This window comes from Citrobacter youngae, assembly GCF_003818115.1.
In the GTDB taxonomy this organism is placed as follows: Bacteria; Pseudomonadota; Gammaproteobacteria; order Enterobacterales; family Enterobacteriaceae; genus Citrobacter; species Citrobacter youngae.
On the sequence record NZ_RPOI01000035.1, the window covers coordinates 1 to 22,154 of the forward strand.

The 22,154-nt window shown below is 52.6% G+C and carries 21 protein-coding genes; 4 read left to right on the plus strand and 17 right to left on the minus strand.

Annotated elements, in window-relative coordinates:
• Window positions 1-318: 318 nt before the first annotated feature.
• Genes hemG through pepQ form a run of 4 tightly spaced genes read right to left on the minus strand, consistent with a single transcriptional unit; the run spans window position 319 to window position 4,311 of the window.
• The gene (hemG, locus tag EHN13_RS22345) at window positions 319-864 is read right to left on the minus strand and encodes a menaquinone-dependent protoporphyrinogen IX dehydrogenase (RefSeq protein ID WP_005133225.1); all 546 of its coding nucleotides are present in this window, start codon (window positions 862-864) and stop codon (window positions 319-321) included.
• Window positions 865-875: 11 nt separating this feature from the next.
• Window positions 876-2,327 carry a Trk system potassium transporter TrkH gene (gene trkH / locus EHN13_RS22350; RefSeq protein ID WP_003017848.1) on the minus strand — a complete coding sequence of 484 codons (1,452 nt, stop codon included), beginning with the start codon at window positions 2,325-2,327 and terminating at the stop codon, window positions 876-878.
• A gap of 38 nt (window positions 2,328-2,365) precedes the next feature.
• Window positions 2,366-2,980: an IMPACT family protein gene (locus tag EHN13_RS22355; RefSeq protein ID WP_124022103.1), complete on the minus strand. Its 615-nt coding sequence runs from the start codon at window positions 2,978-2,980 to the stop codon at window positions 2,366-2,368.
• Window positions 2,980-4,311 carry a Xaa-Pro dipeptidase gene (pepQ, locus tag EHN13_RS22360; RefSeq protein WP_061066937.1) on the minus strand — a complete coding sequence of 444 codons (1,332 nt, stop codon included), beginning with the start codon at window positions 4,309-4,311 and terminating at the stop codon, window positions 2,980-2,982. The genes EHN13_RS22355 and pepQ overlap by 1 nt, the downstream gene beginning before the upstream one ends.
• Window positions 4,312-4,500: 189 nt before the next feature.
• Here pepQ and fadB point away from each other — a divergent pair, with 189 nt between their 5' ends.
• Window positions 4,501-6,690, plus strand: coding sequence for a fatty acid oxidation complex subunit alpha FadB (gene fadB, locus EHN13_RS22365; RefSeq protein WP_124022104.1), 2,190 nt, complete (start codon window positions 4,501-4,503; stop codon window positions 6,688-6,690).
• A gap of 9 nt (window positions 6,691-6,699) precedes the next feature.
• Window positions 6,700-7,863, plus strand: a complete 1,164-nt coding sequence (gene fadA, locus EHN13_RS22370) for an acetyl-CoA C-acyltransferase FadA (protein ID WP_061066935.1) — start codon at window positions 6,700-6,702, stop codon at window positions 7,861-7,863.
• Window positions 7,864-8,041: 178 nt separating this feature from the next.
• On the opposite strand, the gene EHN13_RS22375 is transcribed toward fadA, so the two are convergent.
• From EHN13_RS22375 to ubiD, 4 genes are all read right to left on the minus strand, one after another.
• The gene (locus EHN13_RS22375; RefSeq protein ID WP_124022105.1) at window positions 8,042-9,034 is read right to left on the minus strand and encodes a LacI family DNA-binding transcriptional regulator; all 993 of its coding nucleotides are present in this window, start codon (window positions 9,032-9,034) and stop codon (window positions 8,042-8,044) included.
• Between the two features lie 7 nt (window positions 9,035-9,041).
• Window positions 9,042-9,956: an ROK family protein gene (locus EHN13_RS22380; protein ID WP_124022106.1), complete on the minus strand. Its 915-nt coding sequence runs from the start codon at window positions 9,954-9,956 to the stop codon at window positions 9,042-9,044.
• Window positions 9,957-10,185: 229 nt separating this feature from the next.
• Window positions 10,186-10,887 carry an NAD(P)H-flavin reductase gene (gene fre / locus EHN13_RS22385; RefSeq protein WP_048214095.1) on the minus strand — a complete coding sequence of 234 codons (702 nt, stop codon included), beginning with the start codon at window positions 10,885-10,887 and terminating at the stop codon, window positions 10,186-10,188.
• A gap of 40 nt (window positions 10,888-10,927) precedes the next feature.
• Complete coding sequence (ubiD, locus tag EHN13_RS22390) at window positions 10,928-12,421, minus strand: 4-hydroxy-3-polyprenylbenzoate decarboxylase (protein WP_048214094.1); 1,494 nt, start codon at window positions 12,419-12,421, stop codon at window positions 10,928-10,930.
• 166 nt (window positions 12,422-12,587) lie between these two features.
• Here ubiD and rfaH point away from each other — a divergent pair, with 166 nt between their 5' ends.
• Window positions 12,588-13,076, plus strand: coding sequence for a transcription/translation regulatory transformer protein RfaH (rfaH, locus tag EHN13_RS22395; protein WP_005133248.1), 489 nt, complete (start codon window positions 12,588-12,590; stop codon window positions 13,074-13,076).
• Between the two features lie 10 nt (window positions 13,077-13,086).
• On the opposite strand, the gene tatD is transcribed toward rfaH, so the two are convergent.
• The 9 genes from tatD to udp all read right to left on the minus strand — a co-directional run bounded on the left by tatD (window position 13,087) and on the right by udp (window position 21,028).
• Window positions 13,087-13,869: a 3'-5' ssDNA/RNA exonuclease TatD gene (tatD, locus tag EHN13_RS22400; RefSeq protein ID WP_124022107.1), complete on the minus strand. Its 783-nt coding sequence runs from the start codon at window positions 13,867-13,869 to the stop codon at window positions 13,087-13,089.
• Between the two features lie 41 nt (window positions 13,870-13,910).
• A complete protein-coding gene (gene tatC / locus EHN13_RS22405; RefSeq protein ID WP_048214092.1) occupies window positions 13,911-14,702 on the minus strand; it encodes a Sec-independent protein translocase subunit TatC in 792 nt (263 codons plus the stop codon).
• 2 nt (window positions 14,703-14,704) lie between these two features.
• Window positions 14,705-15,253: a Sec-independent protein translocase protein TatB gene (gene tatB / locus EHN13_RS22410; protein ID WP_061066931.1), complete on the minus strand. Its 549-nt coding sequence runs from the start codon at window positions 15,251-15,253 to the stop codon at window positions 14,705-14,707.
• Window positions 15,254-15,256: 3 nt separating this feature from the next.
• Entirely contained in the window at window positions 15,257-15,511 is a 255-nt protein-coding gene (gene tatA, locus EHN13_RS22415; RefSeq protein WP_003017888.1) for a Sec-independent protein translocase subunit TatA, read from the minus strand.
• A gap of 78 nt (window positions 15,512-15,589) precedes the next feature.
• Complete coding sequence (gene ubiB, locus EHN13_RS22420; protein WP_101743054.1) at window positions 15,590-17,230, minus strand: ubiquinone biosynthesis regulatory protein kinase UbiB; 1,641 nt, start codon at window positions 17,228-17,230, stop codon at window positions 15,590-15,592.
• Window positions 17,227-17,832, minus strand: a complete 606-nt coding sequence (ubiJ, locus tag EHN13_RS22425) for a ubiquinone biosynthesis protein UbiJ (RefSeq protein WP_124022108.1) — start codon at window positions 17,830-17,832, stop codon at window positions 17,227-17,229. The genes ubiB and ubiJ overlap by 4 nt, the downstream gene beginning before the upstream one ends.
• Before the next feature lie 13 nt (window positions 17,833-17,845).
• Window positions 17,846-18,601, minus strand: a complete 756-nt coding sequence (gene ubiE, locus EHN13_RS22430) for a bifunctional demethylmenaquinone methyltransferase/2-methoxy-6-polyprenyl-1,4-benzoquinol methylase UbiE (protein WP_003017897.1) — start codon at window positions 18,599-18,601, stop codon at window positions 17,846-17,848.
• Between the two features lie 94 nt (window positions 18,602-18,695).
• On the minus strand, window positions 18,696-20,126 hold the full coding sequence (gene rmuC, locus EHN13_RS22435; protein ID WP_124022109.1) for a DNA recombination protein RmuC: 1,431 nt from the start codon (window positions 20,124-20,126) through the stop codon (window positions 18,696-18,698).
• A gap of 140 nt (window positions 20,127-20,266) precedes the next feature.
• A complete protein-coding gene (gene udp, locus EHN13_RS22440; RefSeq protein WP_003017903.1) occupies window positions 20,267-21,028 on the minus strand; it encodes a uridine phosphorylase in 762 nt (253 codons plus the stop codon).
• Between the two features lie 265 nt (window positions 21,029-21,293).
• Here udp and EHN13_RS22445 point away from each other — a divergent pair, with 265 nt between their 5' ends.
• On the plus strand, window positions 21,294-22,100 hold the full coding sequence (locus EHN13_RS22445; RefSeq protein WP_124022110.1) for a dienelactone hydrolase family protein: 807 nt from the start codon (window positions 21,294-21,296) through the stop codon (window positions 22,098-22,100).
• The last annotated feature ends 54 nt before the right edge of the window (window positions 22,101-22,154 follow it).

Here is a 22,154-nt window from a genome sequence, read left to right on the forward strand (position 1 = left end):
TTTTCGTCTTTGCGACGTTAATGAATCCGTTATTCTTCGTAAGATCGCCCACACAGACTGTCTGATAAATTGTTAAAGAAGTCAAGTGCCGCTTCGCTTTTTCTCAGCGGCGCGGGGTGTGCATATTACGCCATCCCGCTACGAAGTCAAGCATTTAATTTCGCTTTCTTCGCCGGAGTTCTCAGTGGAACCCCGCTGACCCGGCGGCTTGCGTGCCGTTGTTCCGTGTCAGTGGAGGCGCATTATAGGGAGTTATTTCAGGCTGACAAGGGGAAATTTAAAATAATTTTCCAAGTGCGTGTTTTTTATTCTTTGCGTTTATTTTAACAACGTTTTGTTGGTTAATTGGGCAATTTCCCGGGCAAATCCCGCCACCTGTTCCCAGTCGGTATAGATCACTTCTTTCTTCGTATCCGTTTCACCACCTGACATCTTCATAATAAGTTGGATCATAACGCGGTCATACCAGCGATAGCGGGGATACAACAAAGCACCCGCAATGACTGCACTGTGGTCTGGTCGCCACGGTGAACTCATCAGAAACTTACGCGCATAGCTATTAGTTTGCGGTGTGCGTTTCTCCGGTTTACGGGCAACCAGGTTTACAGAGTAAAACGCACTCGGCATCGTATTCAGCTGCGTGGCATGCTTTTTCACAAATTCCTGAAATGCAGAATGGTAATGGCCATAGCGAATTGATGCACCAATCACCACACTGTCATAATTTTTCCACTCAGGCTCTTCGGTACGATGCAAATTCATGACATCTGCCCAGACACCCAGCTCTTTAAGTTCAGAAGCCAGATACTCAGCGATTTCGCGCGTTTGTCCGTCCCGGGAAGAAAAAAGAATCAGTGTTTTCACGTGTTACTCCATTATTCACGCCAGAAAGTAGGGGTAAAGAGCACCAGCAGAGTAAAGACCTCCAGACGACCAAACAGCATGTTGGCAATCAGGATCCATTTCGCCACCGGGTTCATGCTGGCAAAATTGTCGGCAACAACCCCCAGCCCAGGCCCGAGGTTATTCAGCGTCGCCACAACTGAGGCAAACGCAGAGAAGTCATCCACACCGGTCGCAATAATTGCCAGCATACTGATAATAAAGACCAGCGCATAGGCAGAAAAGAAGCCCCATACCGCTTCAAGGATTCGTTCCGGCAACGCTCGGTTGCCCAACTTAATGCTATAGACCGCATTGGGGTGAACCAGTCGCTTCAGTTCGCGGTTACCCTGTTTGAACAGTAACAAGATACGAATCACCTTCAAGCCACCGCCCGTTGACCCGGCACAGCCACCAATAAACGCAGAACACAGTAGCAGCACCGGCAGGAACAACGGCCAGCGAGCAATACTGTCCGTAGTAAATCCGGCGGTCGTCGCCATCGATACCACCTGGAAAAATGCCTGGTTGATCGTCGTGAGCGCCGACCCATAGGTATTATGTATCCACAACACCAGCGTACAGACGGCCACCAGCGTTAGCTGCACCCCGATAAACATGCGGAATTCCGGATCGCGCCAGTAGACCTTCAGACTACGCCCGCTTAATAAAGAGAAGTGCAGGCCATAGTTACAACCGGAGATCAGCAGGAAGATAGCAATAATCGTGTTAATCGTGGGGCTGTCGAAATACCCCACACTGGCATCGTGTGTGGAAAAGCCGCCGATAGCAATGGTGGCGAAGCTGTGCCCAATGGCGTCAAAGGCAGGCATGCCGGCAAACCACAGCGCCAGCGCACACGCAACCGTCAATAGCACATAGATGAGCCACAAGGTTTTCGCCGTTTCGGCAATACGTGGGCGCATTTTGTTATCTTTCAGCGGCCCCGGCATTTCTGCACGATAGAGCTGCATGCCACCCACGCCAAGAATAGGCAGGATAGCCACCGCCAGCACGATGATCCCCATCCCGCCGAACCATTGCAGCATCTGGCGATAAAAGAGAATGGCATGCGGCAGTGAATCCAGCCCCACCAGCGTCGTCGCACCTGTGGTGGTTAATCCGGAAAAGGATTCAAAAAAAGCGTCGGTTATTGTGAGGTTAGGACTTTCCGCAAAAATGAACGGCAACGCACCCACGCTCCCCAGCACGGTCCAGAATAAGACGACGATCAGAAACCCTTCACGGGATTTCAGTTCGCCCTTCTCTTTACGGTTTGGCCACCACAGCATGGAGCCGATAGCCAGAGCCACGAAGAAAGTTTGGGTGAATGCACGCCCTGCCCCATCGCGGTAAATGAGCGCTACCAGTCCGGGGATAATCATTGTCCCCGAAAATAAGATGACCAGCAGTCCAACGATTCGGGTGATGGCGCGAAAATGCATCTCTGCCGCTTCCTTAGTTCTTTAAAATGAGGTGGGGATTATTCTGCAATCGATAACAATTGCAATGAACCACGACTAAAATCCGCCAGCTTTGCTGAAAATTCATCCACTTTCGCATAAGGAAGTGCTACCCGAAGCAGAACGAATGCCTGGTAATCACTGAAAACGATTTTACCGTCAAACTGCCCCAACAGTGTTTCAATGCCTGCCAGTTGGCCGTACTCACACTGCAAAGTATATTCGGTTAATGGCGTCTTGCGCTGTGTCGTTAACTGGCGCAGCGCCTGATTCACACCACCACCGTAGGCTTTTACCAACCCCCCCGTACCGAGAAGGATACCGCCGTAGTAGCGCACCACCACCGCAGTAATCTCACCAACGCCGCTCCCCATCAGTTGAGCGAGCATCGGTTTGCCTGCGGTACCCGCCGGTTCGCCATCGTCTGAAAATCCCAGCTGTTGCGAGTCATTGGGCGCACCCGCCACCCACGCCACACAATGATGACGGGCATCCGGGTGTTCCGCTTTAACTGACTCAACAAATGCTTTCGCCGCTTCTACACCGTCCGTATGGGCGAGCAACGTAATGAAGCGGCTTTTTTTGATCTCTTCAACGACGATAACCGGCGCCGCAGGGATTAACCAACTGTCCATTACGCCAGTTTCAAATCCCGCGTCATGTTTTCAATATTGCTCTCGTGGACAACCACGTTGTCTTCAATACGAATCCCGCCGAACGGCTTCAGGGCTTCGATTTTTTGCCAATTGAAGTGTTTGCTGAATTGCCCTTCACGCCACGGTGCCAACAGCGATTCAATAAAGTAGATGCCCGGTTCGATGGTCAGAACCATGCCCGGTTGCAAAACGCGGGTGCAACGCAGATAAGGATACTTCGACGGCGCGGCCAGGTGGGTACCGCTGTCATCCTGCATAAAGCCAGCAACATCATGCACCTGCAGACCCAGCGGGTGACCAATGCCGTGCGGCATAAACGGCCCGGTAAGATCGTTTTCTACCATCGCCTCTTCACTCATATCGGTGATGATTTGATGCTTACGCAGCAGTTTCGCGATGCGCTGATGGAACTGAATGTGATAATCCACATAGCTGGTGCCTGCTTTCATCGTGGCAATCAGCGCCAGTTGCTCGTCATTCACATCTTTCACCAGATGCGCATAGTCGTTGTCGCTTTTCGCCGACCAGGTACGCGTCAGGTCTGCCGCATAGCCGTTATATTCCGCACCCGCGTCCAGCAGGAAGCTGCGGATTTCAGACGGAGCCTGATGATCCAGCTTGGTGTAATGCAGAACCGAAGCATGCTCGTTAAGTGCAACGATGTTGCTGTACGGCACGTCGGTGTCACGATGACCGGTAGCCGTCAGGTAAGCGAGGTTGATGTCAAACTCGCTCATTCCGGAACGGAACGCTTCTTCCGCGGCACGGTGTCCATTCACCGCCATTTTCTGCGCTTCGCGCATACAGGCCAGTTCGTAATCTGTTTTATAGGCGCGGTAATAGTGCAGGTAGTCGATCACCCCTTTCGGGTTGATGTTGCTGGCCGCGATATCCAGCTGCAGTGCGCGTTCCGGAACCGGACCAATATAACCGATATTGCCGCGAGCAGCAGGCAGTTGACTACCAATACCGTCCGCTTTTGGCAGCGCGATGATCTCAATTTCTTCCGTCCAGAAGGAGGTCGGCAACGGCTCAACGTTGTGCCAGTAATCGACCGGCAGGTAGAACCACAGTTTCGGCTTGTTCACGCCATCCACCAGCAACCAGCAGTTAGGAACCTGCGTTACAGGCACCCAGGCTTTGAACTGCGGATTAACCTTAAACGGATATGGATGATCGTCGAGAAAGACGTTAATCAGCTCACCTGAGTGAATAAGTAACGCATCCAGCTTGAAGCGTTCCAGCGCGTCGCGCGTCCGTTCTTGTAGGGTAACGATATGATTTTTATAGAGAGCGGCCAGTGATTCCATTTTCTATCCTTCTGTTTTTTTGACCTCAAGTCTCCGCATCTTAGCACATCGCCTTGTGAGTGCGTGATTTCTGCCGAGCGTGATCGAATCGTCATTTCTTTAATCATTCATTTGCATTTTTTTAACATAAAACACACACTTCGATTCATCTGGTATGACCAGATCACCTTGCGGATTCAGGAGACTGACATGCTTTACAAAGGCGACACCCTGTACCTCGACTGGCTGGAAGATGGCATCGCCGAACTGGTGTTCGATGCCCCTGGTTCGGTCAATAAACTCGACACGGCCACCGTTGCCAGCCTGGGCCATGCGCTTGATGTGCTGGAAAAACAACCGAATTTAAAAGGGCTGCTTCTGCGCTCTAACAAAGCAGCCTTTATTGTTGGTGCCGATATCACCGAATTCCTTTCACTGTTCCTCGTGCCTGAAGAACAGTTAAGCCAGTGGCTGCATTTTGCCAACAGCGTCTTTAACCGCCTCGAAGATCTACCTGTTCCGACCCTCTCAGCGGTAAATGGCTATGCGTTGGGCGGTGGCTGCGAGTGTGTCCTGGCAACCGATTATCGTCTGGCAACGCCGGACCTGCGCATTGGCTTGCCGGAAACCAAGCTGGGCATTATGCCGGGCTTTGGCGGCTCCGTGCGTATGCCACGTATGCTGGGCGCGGACAGCGCGCTGGAAATCATTGCTGCAGGTAAAGATGTTGGCGCTGACCAGGCGCTAAAAATCGGCCTGGTCGATGGCGTGGTGAAGCAAGACAAACTGCTTGATGGCGCGATTGCCGTATTACGTCAGGCGATTAACGGCGACCTTGACTGGAAAGCCAAACGTCAGCCGAAGCTGGAGCCGTTGAAACTCAGCAAAATTGAAGCGGCTATGAGCTTTACCATCGCCAAAGGCATGGTGGCGCAGACGGCAGGTAAGCATTATCCCGCACCGATTACCGCGGTAAAAACCATTGAAGCAGCGGCTCGTTTTGGCCGTGAAGAAGCACTGAATCTGGAAAATAAAAGCTTTGTGCCACTGGCGCACACCAGTGAAGCCCGCGCGTTGGTTGGTATCTTCCTGAACGATCAGTTCGTGAAAGCCAAAGCCAAAAAACTCACCAAAAATATTGATGCGCCAAAGCAAGCGGCAGTGCTGGGTGCAGGTATTATGGGCGGCGGCATCGCGTATCAGTCAGCCTGGAAAGGCGTGCCGGTTGTGATGAAAGATATCAACGACAAATCATTAACGCTCGGCATGACCGAAGCGGCCAAGCTACTGAACAAACAGCTTGAGCGCGGCAAAATTGACGGTCTGAAAATGGCGGGCGTGATTTCCACTATTCATCCAACCCTCGACTATAGCGGTTTTGAGCGTGTGGATGTGGTGGTTGAAGCGGTCGTAGAAAACCCGAAAGTGAAAAAAGCGGTGCTGGCGGAGACTGAAGACAAAGTTCGCCCGGATACGGTACTGGCGTCGAATACCTCCACCATCCCAATCAACGAACTGGCCAGCGCGCTCAAGCGCCCGGAAAACTTCTGTGGGATGCACTTCTTTAACCCGGTGCACCGTATGCCGCTGGTTGAGATCATTCGCGGCGAGAAAAGCTCGGATGAAACCATCGCCAAAGTTGTCGCCTGGGCAAGCCAGATGGGCAAAACGCCAATTGTGGTCAACGATTGCCCCGGTTTCTTCGTGAACCGCGTGCTGTTCCCGTATTTTGCCGGTTTCAGCCAGCTGCTGCGCGATGGGGCGGATTTCCGCAAAGTCGACAAAGTCATGGAAAAACAGTTTGGCTGGCCGATGGGCCCAGCTTATCTGCTGGACGTGGTGGGAATTGATACCGCACATCACGCGCAGGCAGTGATGTCCGCAGGCTTCCCTCAGCGTATGCAGAAAGATTATCGCGACGCGATAGACGCCCTGTTTGATGCTAACCGTTTCGGACAGAAAAACGGTCTTGGATTCTGGCGTTATAAAGAAGACAACAAGGGCAAGCCGAAAAAAGAAGAGGATGCCACCGTTGACGGTTTGCTGGCAGATATCAGCCAGCCGAAGCGCGACTTTAGCGATGAAGAAATTATCGCCCGCATGATGATCCCAATGGTCAACGAAGTGGTACGTTGTCTGGAAGAAGGCATTATCGCCAGCCCGGCAGAAGCCGATATGGCGCTGGTGTATGGCCTGGGCTTCCCTCCGTTCCACGGCGGCGCGTTCCGCTGGCTGGATACGCTCGGCAGCGCGAAGTATCTCGATATGGCTCAACAGTATCAGCACCTTGGCCCGCTGTATGAAGTTCCGGCCGGTCTGCGTGACAAAGCGCGCCATAACGAACCGTATTATCCCCAGGTTGAGCCTGCCCGCCCGGTTGGCAGCCTGAAAACGGCTTAAGGAGTCACAATGGAACAGGTTGTAATTGTTGATGCGATCCGTACCCCGATGGGCCGTTCGAAAGGGGGCGCGTTTCGTAACGTGCGGGCAGAAGATCTCTCCGCACATTTAATGCGTAGCCTGCTGGCGCGTAATCCGGCGCTGGAGCCAACCGCGCTGGATGACATTTACTGGGGCTGTGTGCAGCAAACGCTGGAGCAGGGTTTCAACATTGCCCGTAACGCCGCGCTGCTGGCAGAAATTCCGCACTCCGTTCCGGCGGTCACCGTCAACCGCCTGTGCGGTTCCTCGATGCAGGCGCTGCACGACGCGGCACGTATGATCATGACCGGCGATGCTCAGGCGTGCCTGATTGGTGGCGTGGAGCATATGGGCCATGTACCAATGAGCCACGGCGTTGATTTCCATCCAGGCATGAGCCGCAACGTAGCAAAAGCTGCGGGGATGATGGGGCTGACGGCAGAAATGCTCTCGCGTATGCACGGTATCAGTCGTGAAATGCAGGATGCCTTCGCCGCACGTTCACATGCTCGCGCCTGGGCTGCAACACAGTCTGGCGCATTTAAAAACGAAATCATCCCGACCGGCGGTCATGATGCCGACGGTGTGCTGAAACAGTTTAACTATGATGAGGTTATTCGTCCGGAAACCACTGTCGAAGCGCTATCCACCCTGCGCCCGGCGTTCGATCCGGTGAGCGGAACGGTCACTGCCGGTACCTCCTCCGCGCTCTCCGACGGAGCAGCGGCAATGCTGGTCATGAGTGAAAGTCGCGCCCGTGAGCTGGGTCTGACGCCGCGTGCCCGTATTCGTTCGATGGCTGTTGTTGGCTGCGACCCGTCAATCATGGGTTACGGTCCGGTTCCGGCCTCAAAACTGGCGCTGAAAAAAGCGGGACTCTCCACCAGCGACATCGGCTTGTTTGAGATGAACGAAGCCTTTGCCGCCCAGATCCTGCCGTGCATTAAAGATCTGGGGCTGATGGAGCAGATCGACGAGAAGATCAACCTCAACGGCGGCGCGATCGCCCTGGGCCACCCACTGGGTTGCTCCGGGGCGCGTATCAGCACCACCCTGCTCAACCTGATGGAACGCAAAGACGTGCAGTTTGGTCTGGCAACGATGTGTATCGGGTTAGGTCAGGGCATCGCGACGGTATTTGAGCGAGTTTAATCAAAGATAAATTCCCCTAAATAATTCTCGCTGCATCGCGGCGGCAACTGAGCGAATCCCCGGGAGCATAGATAACTATGTGACCGGGGTGAGCAAAGGCAGCCAACAAAGAGGCAGAGTGAATTATGACGGGGAAAGGTTTAGTTGCCGTTCTTCCCGCCTGTCAGGGGCGGGTTTTTTATTTACCTGAACTACCACGCACCACTAATTGCACCGGCAACAGCAGATTCTCTTCCAGTTTCTCTTCCAGTTTCTCTTCCAGCAATAAACGCAGCGCTTCACGCCCCAGTTGCTTTTTATCAACCGCAATAGTGGTCAGCGGCGGATGTGACCAGGCCGCAGCATCGATATCATCAAACCCCACCAGCGCGAGATCTTCCGGGATACGTATATCCTGCTGCACACACACCCGCTGAACAACCATCGCCGCCGCGTCGTTATAGGCAAAAATGGCATCAGGCGGCTCCGGCAGCCTGAAAAGCTCATTAACCGCTTCCACCAGGGATTGCTCGGTATCCAGCAGCGGTGGCGCAACGGCGTCGTATTCTGGCGGCATCAGCAAACGGGCCTCATACAATGCCTGACGGTAGCCCTTCTCGCGCTGACGGATGCTGTAGTGCGCAAGCGAACTGGCAAGAAAAGCGATACGGCTGCGCCCCTGTTCGATCAAGTGTTTTGTCGCCAGATAGCCGCCCTGGGTATTGTCCGGATTGACGCATGGCAAACCTGGAGCCCACAGATCCACCAGCACCAACGGCAATTTCATCTGTTGCAGCAAGCCAAGTAATTCAGGCTCAAAAAAACCGGCGCAGATCAGCGCATCCGGCTGGTGCAGCATCACCTGCTCACTCACTGCATCACCTGGGCCTATAGAGAGAAAACTCAGCGCAATACCCTGATCCCGGCAGGCATCATCGATACCCAGCAGCAGCTGCGAGTAAAACGGCAATGCCCGGCTGATATTGTGCTGGCGGTGCAGCAAAAACAGGACTCGCTTGAGCTTGTCACTGCGCAGACGGGAAAAATCATAACCCTGCTGCTGCGCCACAGAAATAATGCGCAGCCGGGTATCTTCACGTAGCCCCGGCTGCCCTTTCAGGGCGCGGGAAACCGCGCCAACTGAAACGCCGCAGGCTTCGGCAATGTCCCTGATACGTACAGGTTTCGTCATGTCACTCTCATTGATTTACGCTGGCCTTTTGCGCCCCCAGCCAGGCCGCGCCGCGTACGCCGCTGCTGTCACCGTGTCGGGCCTGAACGATCGGCGTACGGCACTGTTTACCAAATACGTACTGCGCCACTCGCGCCTGCAAGCCTGAGTACAGTAAAGTGATATTGGATACCCCACCGCCCAGCACGATAACATCGGGATCGAGCGTATTCACCACCCCCGCCAACGCGCGCGCCAGCTGATCGCAATAGCGTTCCCATAACAAACAGGCATCTGCATCACCCGATTCTACCCGCTGCATAATATGTGGCACACCTGCATGTTGCGCGGTGTGATTCATATACTGACGCTCCAGGCCGCTGCCGGAAATAAAGCTCTCAATACAGTTCACCTGTCCGCAATAGCATGTCACTTCAGCCCCGTCCCGAGATTCGTGGTAGCGCGGCAATGCATTATGTCCCCACTCTCCTGAACAGGCGTTAGGTCCAGAGATCAAACGGTTATCGATGCATAGTCCACCGCCGCATCCGGTACCGAGGATAACGCCAAATACGACACGATAGCCCCGTCCGCTACCGTCCATCGCTTCCGACAGTGTGAAGCAGTTGGCGTCATTAGTTACGGGTACTGGCATTCCTAATGCACGCTCAAGATCTTGCGAAAAAGCCTGCTGATTCAGCACCAGGATATTGGAATTCTTAATCAAACCTTCGCTATCCACCGCGCCGGGCACCCCGATACCCACCGATAAAGGCTGATTAACGGCCTGTCTCGCCTTAGCAATCATCTCGGTCACAGCCTGGAAAAAATCACCGTAACTCAGCTTTGGTGTCGCACATCGCTCGCGGTAAACAATTTCACCCGTGTTATCAATCACCACCGCTTCAATTTTAGTCCCGCCGATATCCAGTCCGAGCCTCATGGTTTTCCCTCGCTGACGTCCCGCAATGTGATGCGATACAGCTTGCCCATTTTGTTTACTAAACAAAATGAAACCCGTCACAAAAACTCAGTTTTATGATTAATAGATAGAAAAAACATGTTTACTAAAAAATATGCTGAAAAAGAGAAACAACAAGACCGGGTTTGCACCCAGTTAGAAGAAGTAAGGTTGGTAATGGATGCGCCGGAAGGGATCCGGCGCACAGCGCTTAAATGAACGCGAAAGCGTCGCCAAACAGGCGATCTTCACGCGCACTACGTTCATTGCAGAACAGGTCGCGCGCGATTTTAGCCATCTCGAAACGCCCGGCGATATAAATATCATGTTCCGCCAGAGTGCCGTAATCCTGTAATACTGCCGTTAATACGGTTCCCGTACGACCACGCCAGCCGTCTTCAGGCTGCTCTACCACCGGCTCAACGCGCAGGTTCGGGTGATTCACCGACAATGCTTCCAGCTCTGAGAGATCGTAGAGATGCTTCTCTTCGCGCCCGCCCCAGTAAATAGTGATATCGCGGTTTGGATTGCGCGCCAGCGCGGTAAGCAGAATAGAACGCACGTAAGAGAACCCTGTACCTCCGGCAATCAGGATCAGCGGACGATTCTCATCATCCCGCAGCCAGGCTTCACCGTGCGGGATATCGACCTTAATTTCCCGATCTTTCAGAATTCGGTCCATAACAGCCATGGCATAAAGATTTAGCTCAGAAGCACCCACGTGCAGCTCAATGAACCCATGCTCATCCGGCGTAGATGCCATGGAGAACGGGCGTTTATCACGTTCGTCCATCACGACCATTAAATACTGACCTGCACGAAAGGAAAACGCCGCGTCCGGCACTAAACGTACGCGATATACGGTGTCAGTGATAGCTTCTACCGAGGTCACTTTACAGCTTAAGGTTGTCATGCGCTCTCTCTGTCGGATCAATAGGCAAAACGATCGCGCCTCAGGCGCTTTTGCCGTCATTAAAGATGGCTAATTCATCCCAAATTGCGTCAATACGCGCAGTCACTTCAGGATCTTTTTTAATCGGGCGTCCCCACTCTCGTTGGGTTTCACCCGGCCATTTATTTGTGGCATCCAGCCCCATTTTTGAACCAAGGCCGGAAACCGGCGAGGCAAAGTCCAGGTAATCAATCGGCGTATTCTCTACCAGTACCGTATCCCGGGCCGGGTCCATACGGGTAGTAATTGCCCAAATCACATCGTTCCAGTCACGTGCGTTGACATCATCATCGCAGACAATAACAAATTTGGTGTACATAAACTGACGCAAAAATGACCAAACGCCCATCATGACGCGTTTGGCATGACCCGCGTACTGTTTTTTCATCGTCACCACGGCCAGTCGATAAGAACAACCTTCCGGCGGCAGATAAAAGTCGACGATTTCCGGGAACTGCTTTTGCAGAATAGGAACAAAGACCTCATTCAGCGCCACACCGAGAACCGCTGGCTCATCTGGTGGGCGTCCGGTGTAGGTGGAGTGATAAATCGCATCTTCACGTTGGGTAATGTGGGTGACGGTGAAAACCGGGAAGCTATCCACTTCATTGTAATAACCCGTATGATCGCCATACGGTCCTTCCGGTGCCAGTTCACCCGGCTCGATATAACCTTCCAGTACGATTTCAGCGCTGGCGGGTACTTCGAGATCGTTGGAGATGCATTTGACGACTTCGGTCTTGGTGCCACGCAGCAGCCCGGCGAAGGCGTACTCTGATAATGTATCAGGTACAGGGGTCACCGCGCCCAGAATGGTCGCCGGGTCTGCCCCTAACGCAACGGAGACTGGGAAACGCTCACCAGGGTGTGCAGCGCACCACTCCTGATAATCCAGCGCGCCGCCACGATGTGAAAGCCAACGCATAATGAGCTTATTTTTGCCAATCAACTGTTGGCGATAAATACCCAGATTCTGTCGCTCTTTATGCGGACCACGCGTGACGGTGAGTCCCCATGTAATCAGTGGCGCTGCATCTTCCGGCCAGCAGGTCATAATCGGAATGCGGTTTAAATCAACGTCATCGCCTGAGTAGATTTTTTGCTGACAAGGCGCACCGCGTAGCCGTTTGGTCGGCATGTTCAGCACCTGCTTGAACTGTGGCAGCTTATCAAACAGATCGCGGAATCCTTTCGGCGGCTCCGGCTCTTTTAAAAACGCCAACAGCTTACCAACTTCCCGTAGTGCTGAGACATCTTCTTGCCCCATCCCCATGGCGACACGCTTCGGCGTGCCAAACAGATTGCACAGCACCGGCATTGAATAGCCTTTTGGATTCTCAAACAGCAGCGCAGGCCCACCGGCACGCAAGGTGCGATCGGCAATTTCAGTGATCTCCAGATGGGGATCCACTGGAAGCGTAATGCGTTTGAGCTCGCCCTGCTGTTCAAGCTGCGTCAGGAAGTCGCGTAAATCGTGATATTTCATGGCGTCCATTATGGCCTCTGTGTAAGCGCCTCATTATACGGCGTTCATCATTGTGATGCTGTATTTTTGTTAAATTAGCGTGAACTCTGGCAACCAACACCGATGAGGCTTGAAAGATGAAGTGTATAATGACTTTTGCTATGCTTGCGCTCAGAACAAGCGGATAAGAGTTATTATGCAAGCCTGGTATTTACTGTACTGCAAACGCGGGCAACTTCAACGTGCCCAGGAACACCTGGAAAGACAAGCAGTAAACTGTTTGACGCCAATGATCACCCTGGAAAAAATGGTGCGTGGTAAACGTACCACAGTCAGTGAGCCACTTTTCCCTAATTACATGTTTGTCGAGTTCGATCCGGAAGTGATCCACACCACGACCATCAATGCGACACGTGGCGTTAGCCATTTTGTACGTTTTGGAGCGACACCAGCCACCGTCCCCTCTCCCGTCATTCACCAGCTTTCTATCTACAAGCCCGAAGGAATTGTTGACCCGGAAACGCCGCATCCTGGAGACTGCGTCATTATCACTGAAGGGGCATTTGAAGGGTTGAAGGCGATTTTCACCGAACCCGACGGCGAAGCACGTTCCATGCTCCTGCTTAACCTGTTGAATAAAGAGGTTAAGCAGAGCGTGAAAAACACCGGCTTTCGAAAAATATAAACAGACTGACTCAGAAGGTCACTTCGAATAACGTTCTGACGTTGGCATCAATCGCCGTTGATAGCCACTGAGGATCTTCCCCGCGCCAGTGCGCAATACGCTCAAGAATATGCGGCAGGTGTGCAGGTTCATTGCGTCGGGAAGTCGGCTTCGGGGCCAGATCGCGTGGGAGTAAATAGGGCGCGTCTGTTTCTATCAGCAGCCTTTCCACTGGGATAAACGGCAGTAGCTCCCGTAGTTCCATACCCCGACGCTCATCACAGACCCATCCGGTAATCCCGATATAAAGCCCTCTGTCCACGCAGTCCTGCATCTCCCGGCGCGAACCAGTGAAACAGTGCAGCACTGCGCCGGGGAGGCTGTCCAGCCAGGGTTCCAGCAGCGTCAGAAAACGTTCGTGGGCATCCCGACAATGCATGAAAACAGGCATCTGCAATTCGGCGGCAATACGCAATTGCGCCTCAAAAGCCCGTTCCTGTTCCTGCGCAGTGGAGTAATTACGATTGAAATCCAGGCCACACTCACCAATGGCGACCACTTCAGACTGGTTCGCCAGTGCAATAATTTCCGCCTGTGTTGAGGATTGCCATTGGCTACTGTCATGCGGGTGGACGCCAGCTGTGGACCAGCAATGTGGATAATGCTGTGCCAACTTTAGCGCCTGCTGGCTTTCATGCAGGTTTGTTCCGGTCAGAAGCATGCCGTTTACACCCGCAGCAAAGGCGCGCGCCACAACCTCATCCCTGTCTTTCGCAAATTGTGAACTGGTTAGATTAACGCCAATATCAAACATGCTTCCTCCCATATGACAACCGCCCTTACGGGCGGCTGAATTTACTCTTCGGTTTTCTCGGTGGCTTCGGCTTCTTTCGCATTCTCAGCCTCGTTGTCTTCGTCTCGCGTACGTCGCTTGCCGACATAAAAACGAGAGAAGAAAACACCCACCTCGAACAGGCAGTACATCGGTATCGCCAACAGCGTTTGCGAGAAGACATCTGGTGGAGTCAGTAACATCCCCACGACAAATGCCCCGACAACTACGTAAGGACGTTTCTTACGTAGGTCCTCAGGTGTCGTAATGCCCATCCAGCACAACAATACAATGGCGACAGGAACCTCAAAAGAGACACCAAACGCCATAAACAGCGCCATGACAAAGCTGAGATAACTGGCAATGTCTGTCGAAACCTGCACGCCTTGCGGAGCTGTGTTGGCAAGGAAGCCAAACGCCAACGGGAAGACGACAAAATAGGCGAATGCCATCCCGATATAGAACAACAGCGAACTTGAGACCAGCAGCGGCACGACAAGGCGACGTTCATGCTTATACAAAGCAGGCGCAATAAATGCCCATACCTGGTACAGGATCACTGGTGCCGACAGGATCAGCGACACCATAAAGGTTAGCTTTATCGGGGTAAAGAACGGTGAAGCCACATCGGTGGCGATCATCGTTGCACCCTGAGGCATCTGCTTAATCAGCGGTGCCGCAACCATATGGTAAATGTCGTTGGCAAAATAAACCAACGCCAGAAAGATCACCATAACCGCAATAATGCAGTTCAGGAGTCGCTTACGCAGCTCAATAAGATGCGTGATGAGCGGTTGAGTATCTTCTACAGACATGTTTACGGTTTATCACTCGACGAGGGTGAGGATTCGACAGCAGGTGCAGCAGGTTTCTTTTCCGCGTCCATCGACGTAACGGAAACAGTGTCCTTCAACTCCGGCGTGTCAGCACCCGTGGATTCCGGTTTTTGCTCCGGCGAACTGGCCTGTGCTTCAGCAGTAGCAGGGGTAACCCCCTCGTGCTGCGCTTCACTTCCTTTCACTACAGGGTTATGGATAGTGTGCGCTTCATCGCTCGCTTTCTCAGGATCGTGCACGCTGTAAGAACGCTTCATCGACTCAGCCGCTTCACGCAGCTCATCCATCGATGCTTTCAGCTCCGGCGTCAAATTTGTCAGGCTCGCTTTCTCTACTTTCTTCAGGCTGTCCTGAAACTCCTGAAGCTTAAGCTCCTGGGTCAGTTCATTCTGCACAGTAGTTGCAAGAGAGCGCAGCGCACGGACCCAGCCCGCGACCGTTTTTACTGCCACTGGCAATCGTTGTGGCCCCAGTACGATGAGGCCGATAACGAACACCAATAACAGTTCGCTAAAACCGATATCAAACACGGATTATACCTGCTCTTTATCTTGGCTTTTGGCGTCTTCTTTCTTCACTTCACCCTGCTTATCGGTGATGGATTTAGCGGTAAAATCAGCGTCCTGGCTGGTTTTATCCTGCTTAGGTTCATCATCACCCATCGCTTTCTTGAAGCCTTTAATAGACGCGCCAAGGTCGGAACCGATGGAGCCGAGTTTCTTGGTGCCAAATAGCAGTACAACGATGACGGCAATGATCAACAACTGCCAAATACTGATACCACCCATACATGTTCCTCTGTCATAGATGATGAATTAATAAGGCCGTAGTATACGTTACACGACCTGCTTTGGGCGATGAAAAAATCAGCGCATTTTGCGCCAGCCGATCAGCCAGGCGATAACACCACCCGCGATTAACCAGCCCGGCATAAGCCCCCACTCAGGGCGGCTTACCAGCAGGAATGTCCCACTTAACAGCAACGTTGCGCCAATACCCAATAAATAACGGGATTGTCCCTGACGTACGTGATTCGCATGAAGCTCGCGCGCAATCTTATCAACACTGTGCTGTAAATATTTGCCCTGGCGCAAACTGTCATACACCAGTTCAGGTATTTCTGGCATTTTTTCGACCCAGAACGGTGCTTTTTCTTTAAATGCCCTGACAAGCGCCGGAATACCGACCTGATCTTTAATCCAGGATTCAAGGAAAGGTTTGGCCGTTTTCCACAGATCCAACTGAGGATAGAGCTGTCGGCCAACACCCTCAACGTACAACAGCGTCTTCTGTAACAGCACCAGTTGAGGCTGGACTTCCATATTAAATCGACGTGCCGTATTGAACAGATTCAACAGCACGTGACCAAAGGAGATCTCTGCTAGCGGCTTTTCGAAGATCGGCTCACACACGGTACGAATGGCGAATTCGAACTCTTCAACGTTGGTATCCGGTGGAACCCATCCAGAATCCACGTGCAGTTCAGCAACTTTGCGGTAATCGCGGTTAAAGAACGCAATGAAGTTTTCAGCCAGATAGCGCTTATCTTCTTTATTTAATGAGCCCACGATCCCGCAATCAATACCGATGTATTTCGGGTTTTCAGGGTGCTCATAGCTGACGAAAATGTTGCCCGGGTGCATGTCCGCATGGAAAAAGCTGTCGCGGAAAACCTGAGTAAAAAAGACCTGAACACCGCGTTCGGCCAGCAGCTTCATATTGGTGCCGTTCTTCTCAAGCGTGGCGACATCTGAAACGGGAATACCGTAAATGCGCTCCATCACCATCATGTTCTGACTGCAATAGTCTGAGTACACTTCCGGGATGTACAACATTGGGCTGTCTTCAAAATTACGCCGCAGTTGAATGGCGTTTGCCGACTCACGCAGCAGGTTCAGCTCGTCGATCAATGTTTTTTCATATTCACGGACCACTTCTGTTGGCCGCAGACGACGACCATCCGGCAGCAGGCGAGGAACCCAACGAGCAAGGCGATAGATCAGTTTTAAATCGGCTTTGATTACCGGCAGGATATCCGGACGAATAACTTTGATCACCACCTCTTTGCCATTCGACTTCAGTCGCGCGGTGTGAACCTGAGCAACAGACGCAGATGCCAGTGGTGTTATCTCAAAATCATCAAACCACTCTTCAACAGGTAGCCCACCCATTGCTTCTTCAATTTGTTCTTTTGCCCGTTGTCCATCGAATGGAGCAACCCGATCCTGCAACAGGGCCAACTGATCGGCGATGTGCGGCGGAAACAGATCTCGACGGGTGGAGAGCATTTGACCAAATTTGATCCATACCGGCCCCAATTCCTGCAAAGCCAGTCTCAGCCTTTCACCCAGCGGCTTATCTTTATGTCGGTTTGGCATCCAAAACAATGTGTAACGCCACAGACGGAGCGGCAGCGTAATACGCATTTTGGGGATGAGTTCATCAAGACCGTAGCTTAAAAAAGTGCGAATGATGAAATAAAGGCGCCGTACTTCTCCTGGCGTCATTTGGCCTCCAGTTTTTCCAGCCGTCTGGCCAGAGATTCGACCGCGCGCTCAACCGCTGCCGTTTCTTCCGCAAACCATGCAACTTCAAGCAGGCCAGGGGCCATACGCCACTCTTCAGTGATCGCTTCGGTAACATAACGTTGCTGACGTTGAATGCCATGACGTAGGAACTTCGCGCCACCGCGCAGGACTTTGCTAACACCTTCCGCGACGATATCACCGGTATAAGGAGCTAATAGCTCTGCAGGGTCGAATTCCGCCAGGTCAGCCAGCGCCACAAAGTTCTGCACCACCTGAATATCGCCCTGCACTTCCAGTTCGCCGCTGCGAATAAGCGTGGTGAGTTGCTGCCGATCGCGTAGTTTCGGTAACACGCTGGCATGTGTAATCACGGTGCAATCGGCTTCGCCTTCCCATGCCCCCAGCACATCGACCTGGCGCTCACTGAATACCAGGACTAGCGACGTCGAAAATCCTTTCAGGTCAAAACGCAGCACCTTACTCTGCAAACGCGTTCGGGCCGATTTCAGCGCAGGAGAACGGTACAGAAAGGTGTTGAGCAGATTTTCAACGCCTGCGGTCACTAAGGGTTTTAAAGGCATCCCCAATCTCCTGTCAGAACTTGTAGCCACGATGCAGCGCAACGACACCTGCCGTCAGGTTGTAGTAATCAACGCTTTCGAACCCGGCATCTTGCATCATTGCTTTTAAGGTGTCCTGATCGGGATGCATGCGGATGGATTCCGCCAGATAGCGATAACTGTCTGCATCGCTTGCTACCATGGAGCCAATGCGCGGCAGAACGTGGAAAGAGTATGCGTCGTAGGCTTTGCTCAGAGGTTCGATAATCGGCTTGGAGAATTCCAGCACCAGTAGACGTCCGCCCGGCTTCAACACGCGATACATAGAGCGTAATGCTTTGTCTTTATCCGTAACGTTGCGCAGACCGAAAGAGATGGTGATGCAGTCAAACGTGTTGTCAGGGAAAGGTAGTGCTTCCGCATTCGCCTGAACGTACTCAACGTTACCCACCACACCAATATTGCGCAGCTTTTCGCGACCCATTTTGAGCATTGAGTCATTGATATCCGCCAGCACAACTTTGCCGGTTTCGCCTACCATGCGAGAGAATTTCGCCGTCAGATCGCCGGTACCGCCAGCCAAATCGAGAACGGTTTGTCCGCGACGCACGCCACTGCAGTCAATGGTGAAGCGCTTCCACAAACGATGAATGCCGAATGACATTAAGTCATTCATAACGTCATATTTAGAGGCCACAGAATGAAAAACGTGGGCCACCATGTCAGCTTTCTGCTCTTTAGCGACGGTCTGAAAGCCAAAGTGCGTCGTTTCTTGTGAATTATCCACCATCTCAGTGCCTGCTCATTCAAAAAATGTTCGAGAAGTGTAACAGATTGGGCCAATTTGCCCTACCCTTCTGCCGGGTTCAACTACCCCAAATGGACTAGCTTGATTGCTGATTTACCGCTTCATCATCGGGGTAAGGCTCATCTTGTTGCGTCTCAGGGACCGAGCGCAAACGGTACTCTTCATCCTGCGTAGTGGCTTGTTCAGCCAGCTCAGGATTAATCTCGCGCTTAATTTCCACCCCTAAACTACGAAACGCCTCTGCCTGCGACAAGACGTTTCCACGGCCTGAAGAGAGTTTTTTCATCGCCTGTCGGTAGTTATCCTGGGCTTTGTCCAGGCTTTGACCGATTGCCGACATATCATCCACAAACAACCGCATTTTGTCGTAAAGTTTGCTGGCCCGATCGGCAATGTGTTGCGCATTACGGCTCTGATGCTCGTAGCGCCACAGGTTGGCAATCGTGCGCAATGCCACCAACAGCGTGGTAGGGCTGACCAGCATAATGTTATTTCTAAGCGCTTCGGTAATCAGTTCGGGCTGTCTGTCGAGCGCCAGTAAAAAAGCAGGCTCGACGGGGATAAACATCAGCACATAGTCAAGCGTACGTAACCCAGGAAGCTGCTGATAGTCTTTGCGACCCAGCAGACGAATGTGGTTGCGCACCGAAGCGATGTGCTCCTGCAACGCGCTCTCGCGGGTGAATTCATCTTCAGCGTTAAAATAGCGTTCATAGGCGACCAGCGTCATTTTCGCGTCGATCACCACATCTTTGCCCTGCGGTAGTCGGACAATAACATCTGGCTGCATCCGCGAGCGCACATCATTCTCGATGCTAACCTGGGTTTCGTATTCATAGCCTTCGCGCAGACCGGAAGCCTCAAGCACCCGCGTGAGTACGACTTCGCCCCAGTTACCCTGCGTTTTGTTATCGCCTTTTAATGCCCGCGTCAGGTTTACCGCTTCCTGTGCCATCTGCGCGTTCAGTTGCTGAAGATTACGAATTTCGTGCGCCAGGGTATGACGTTCCTGTGCCTCTTTACCGAAGCTGTCCTGAACCTGGCGGCGAAAACCGTCCAGTTGTTCGCGAAGCGGTGCCAGCAGGCTGTTCAGGCTTTGGCGATTTTGCTCATCTACGCGGCGATTGCTGTGCTCGAATATACGGTTCGCCAGATTCTCAAACTGTTCGCTCAGGCGCTGTTCGCTGTTGATCATCTGGCGAATTTTATCTTCCGCATGCTGCTGCGTCGCTTCCAGCCGGGTAGTGACTTCACGGAGATCGGCCTCCAGTGAGGTGTTGATACTGTGCAGGCTGCGGAGTTCGTTATTCAGCAGTTCGCACTCATCACGCCAGTGGGCTTCCTGTGAGAGTTGTTGCCGGGCGGCGCTTAGCGCGATATCCAGTTCACGTCGTTCTTCGATGAGATCGGCACGGATCCTGTCGGCATGCGCTTTTGTTGCCAGCCACCCAACCAGCAGCCCTGCAGCTAACGCCAGCACGGCACTCATCATAATTGAAATATCCACAACGCCCCCTTACAGCAACGACTTACCCGCACAAAATAGAATTGTGCTGTATAAACGTCCAGTTTAAAAGGAATTTCCTGCGAGGTACTACGCAAAATAAAAAGGCCGAACGCGTCGGCCTTTTTGAATAGACGGGAGAATTACAGTAAACGACGCGCAGCTTCCACCACGATTTTCACCGCGTGGCTTTCGGTTTGTTTCATCGTTTCCGCATTAGGAATCTCTTGCTGAGTACGGTTCACGATAACACCCGCGACCATACCGGCACGCAGACCCTGGCTTGCGCACATGGTCAGCAGCGTGGCAGATTCCATTTCGTAGTTCATAACGCCCATAGACTGCCACTCTTCCATCGAGCCTTTGAAACGGCTCACTACGCGACCAGAGAAGGTGTCGTAACGCTCCTGGCCCGGGTAGAAGGTATCAGAAGACGCGGTAACGCCAACGTGGGTAGTGGCGCCGATAGATTTCGCCGCTTCCACCAGCGCGGTGGTGCACTCGAAGTCTGCAACAGCCGGGAACTCCATTGGCGCAAAGTGCAGGCTTGCGCCGTCCAGACGGACAGACGCCGTGGTGACCAGGACATCACCCACGTTGATATGCGGCTGGATAGCGCCAGTCGTACCGATACGCAGGAAGGTACGAATGCCCAGCTGTGCCAGTTCTTCAACGGCAATAGAGGTTGACGGGCCGCCGATACCGGTAGAGCAAACGATCACGGCTTTACCATCCAGCTCAGCACGCCAGGTAGTGAACTCGCGATGAGATGCCAGCTTAACCGGCTTATCCATCAGCGCGGCGATCTTTTCCACACGCTCCGGGTCGCCAGGGACGATAGCAAGCGTAGCCCCTTGTAAGTCGCTCTTAGTGAGGCCGAGATGAAAAACATCAGACTTAGACATAAAAACTCCTCTGTGAATCGGTTTTGTCAGAAGAAGCAAAAATACACTTTACCGAAGGCATGAACATATTTTCGTGACAGTCATCACTCTGATGTAAATCAATTGCATTCAATTACCATCAAACAGTGATGCATATCACATAAATGATGCGATGTAAGGAAGCCCTGCACAAAAGATAGACCGTTTAAGGCAATGTGGTTCGTTGCATGTGTCTATAGTTAACAATGCGCTTTTTGGCTGAATATTTAAGGGTACGGAGAATACCATGACAACACGACAATCTGGTTTTGCACCTGCTGTATCCCCACCGGAGTCCACGACGGTTCACACTCCGGATAACGCGATTATCGCTGGAGTGACATCAATACCATCACAAGGCGATGATATGCCTGCGTATTACGCACGGCCGCAACAGACCGATGGTCCGCTGCCCGTCATCATTGTCGTGCAGGAGATTTTTGGTATTCATGAGCACATTCGTGATGTTTGCCGTCGACTGGCACTGGAAGGATATCTGGCTATCGCACCCGAACTCTATTTTCGCGAAGGCGATCCCAATGACTTTGCCGATATCCCGACGCTTCTAAGCGGCCTCGTCGCCAAAGTGCCTGACTCTCAGGTACTGGCCGATTTGGATCACGTCGCCAGCTGGGCCTCCCGCAACGGGGGAGATGCGCACCAACTGATGATCACCGGATTTTGCTGGGGCGGGCGCATTACCTGGCTGTATGCCGCACACAATCCACAGCTAAAAGCGGCGGTGGCGTGGTACGGCAAACTGGTGGGCGATAAAACGCTGAACTCCCCCAAACACCCTGTCGATATTGCCACCGATCTGAACGCTCCCGTTTTGGGACTGTATGGCGGCCAGGATACCAGCATTCCACAAGATACCGTTGAAACAATGCGTCAGGCGCTACGCGCCGCCAATGCGAAAGCGGAAATCGTGGTCTATCCCGATGCCGGGCATGCATTTAACGCCGATTATCGCCCGAGCTATCACGAAGAGTCCGCGAAAGACGGCTGGCAGAGAATGCTGGAGTGGTTCGCGCAATACGGTGGGAAGAAATAATTCCCGCCAGGCAAACCAATAAACAAAACGGAGGCATCAGCCTCCGTTTTGTTT

Bases quoted from the DNA above. Each gene is read 5' to 3' on its own strand.
- fadB (WP_124022104.1), top strand. From the start codon at position 4,501: ATGCTTTACAAAGGCGACACCCTGTACCTCGACTGGCTGGAAGATGGC.
- udp (WP_003017903.1), bottom strand. From the start codon at position 21,028: ATGTCTAAGTCTGATGTTTTTCATCTCGGCCTCACTAAGAGCGACTTA.
- ubiJ (WP_124022108.1), bottom strand. From the start codon at position 17,832: ATGCCTTTAAAACCCTTAGTGACCGCAGGCGTTGAAAATCTGCTCAAC.
- trkH (WP_003017848.1), bottom strand. From the start codon at position 2,327: ATGCATTTTCGCGCCATCACCCGAATCGTTGGACTGCTGGTCATCTTA.
- tatD (WP_124022107.1), bottom strand. From the start codon at position 13,869: ATGTTTGATATTGGCGTTAATCTAACCAGTTCACAATTTGCGAAAGAC.
- tatA (WP_003017888.1), bottom strand. From the start codon at position 15,511: ATGGGTGGTATCAGTATTTGGCAGTTGTTGATCATTGCCGTCATCGTT.
- rfaH (WP_005133248.1), top strand. From the start codon at position 12,588: ATGCAAGCCTGGTATTTACTGTACTGCAAACGCGGGCAACTTCAACGT.
- EHN13_RS22380 (WP_124022106.1), bottom strand. From the start codon at position 9,956: ATGAGGCTCGGACTGGATATCGGCGGGACTAAAATTGAAGCGGTGGTG.
- EHN13_RS22445 (WP_124022110.1), top strand. From the start codon at position 21,294: ATGACAACACGACAATCTGGTTTTGCACCTGCTGTATCCCCACCGGAG.
- ubiD (WP_048214094.1), bottom strand. From the start codon at position 12,421: ATGGACGCCATGAAATATCACGATTTACGCGACTTCCTGACGCAGCTT.
- fre (WP_048214095.1), bottom strand. From the start codon at position 10,887: ATGACAACCTTAAGCTGTAAAGTGACCTCGGTAGAAGCTATCACTGAC.
- ubiB (WP_101743054.1), bottom strand. From the start codon at position 17,230: ATGACGCCAGGAGAAGTACGGCGCCTTTATTTCATCATTCGCACTTTT.
- EHN13_RS22375 (WP_124022105.1), bottom strand. From the start codon at position 9,034: ATGACGAAACCTGTACGTATCAGGGACATTGCCGAAGCCTGCGGCGTT.
- tatC (WP_048214092.1), bottom strand. From the start codon at position 14,702: ATGTCTGTAGAAGATACTCAACCGCTCATCACGCATCTTATTGAGCTG.
- pepQ (WP_061066937.1), bottom strand. From the start codon at position 4,311: ATGGAATCACTGGCCGCTCTCTATAAAAATCATATCGTTACCCTACAA.
- ubiE (WP_003017897.1), bottom strand. From the start codon at position 18,601: ATGGTGGATAATTCACAAGAAACGACGCACTTTGGCTTTCAGACCGTC.
- fadA (WP_061066935.1), top strand. From the start codon at position 6,700: ATGGAACAGGTTGTAATTGTTGATGCGATCCGTACCCCGATGGGCCGT.
- EHN13_RS22355 (WP_124022103.1), bottom strand. From the start codon at position 2,980: ATGGACAGTTGGTTAATCCCTGCGGCGCCGGTTATCGTCGTTGAAGAG.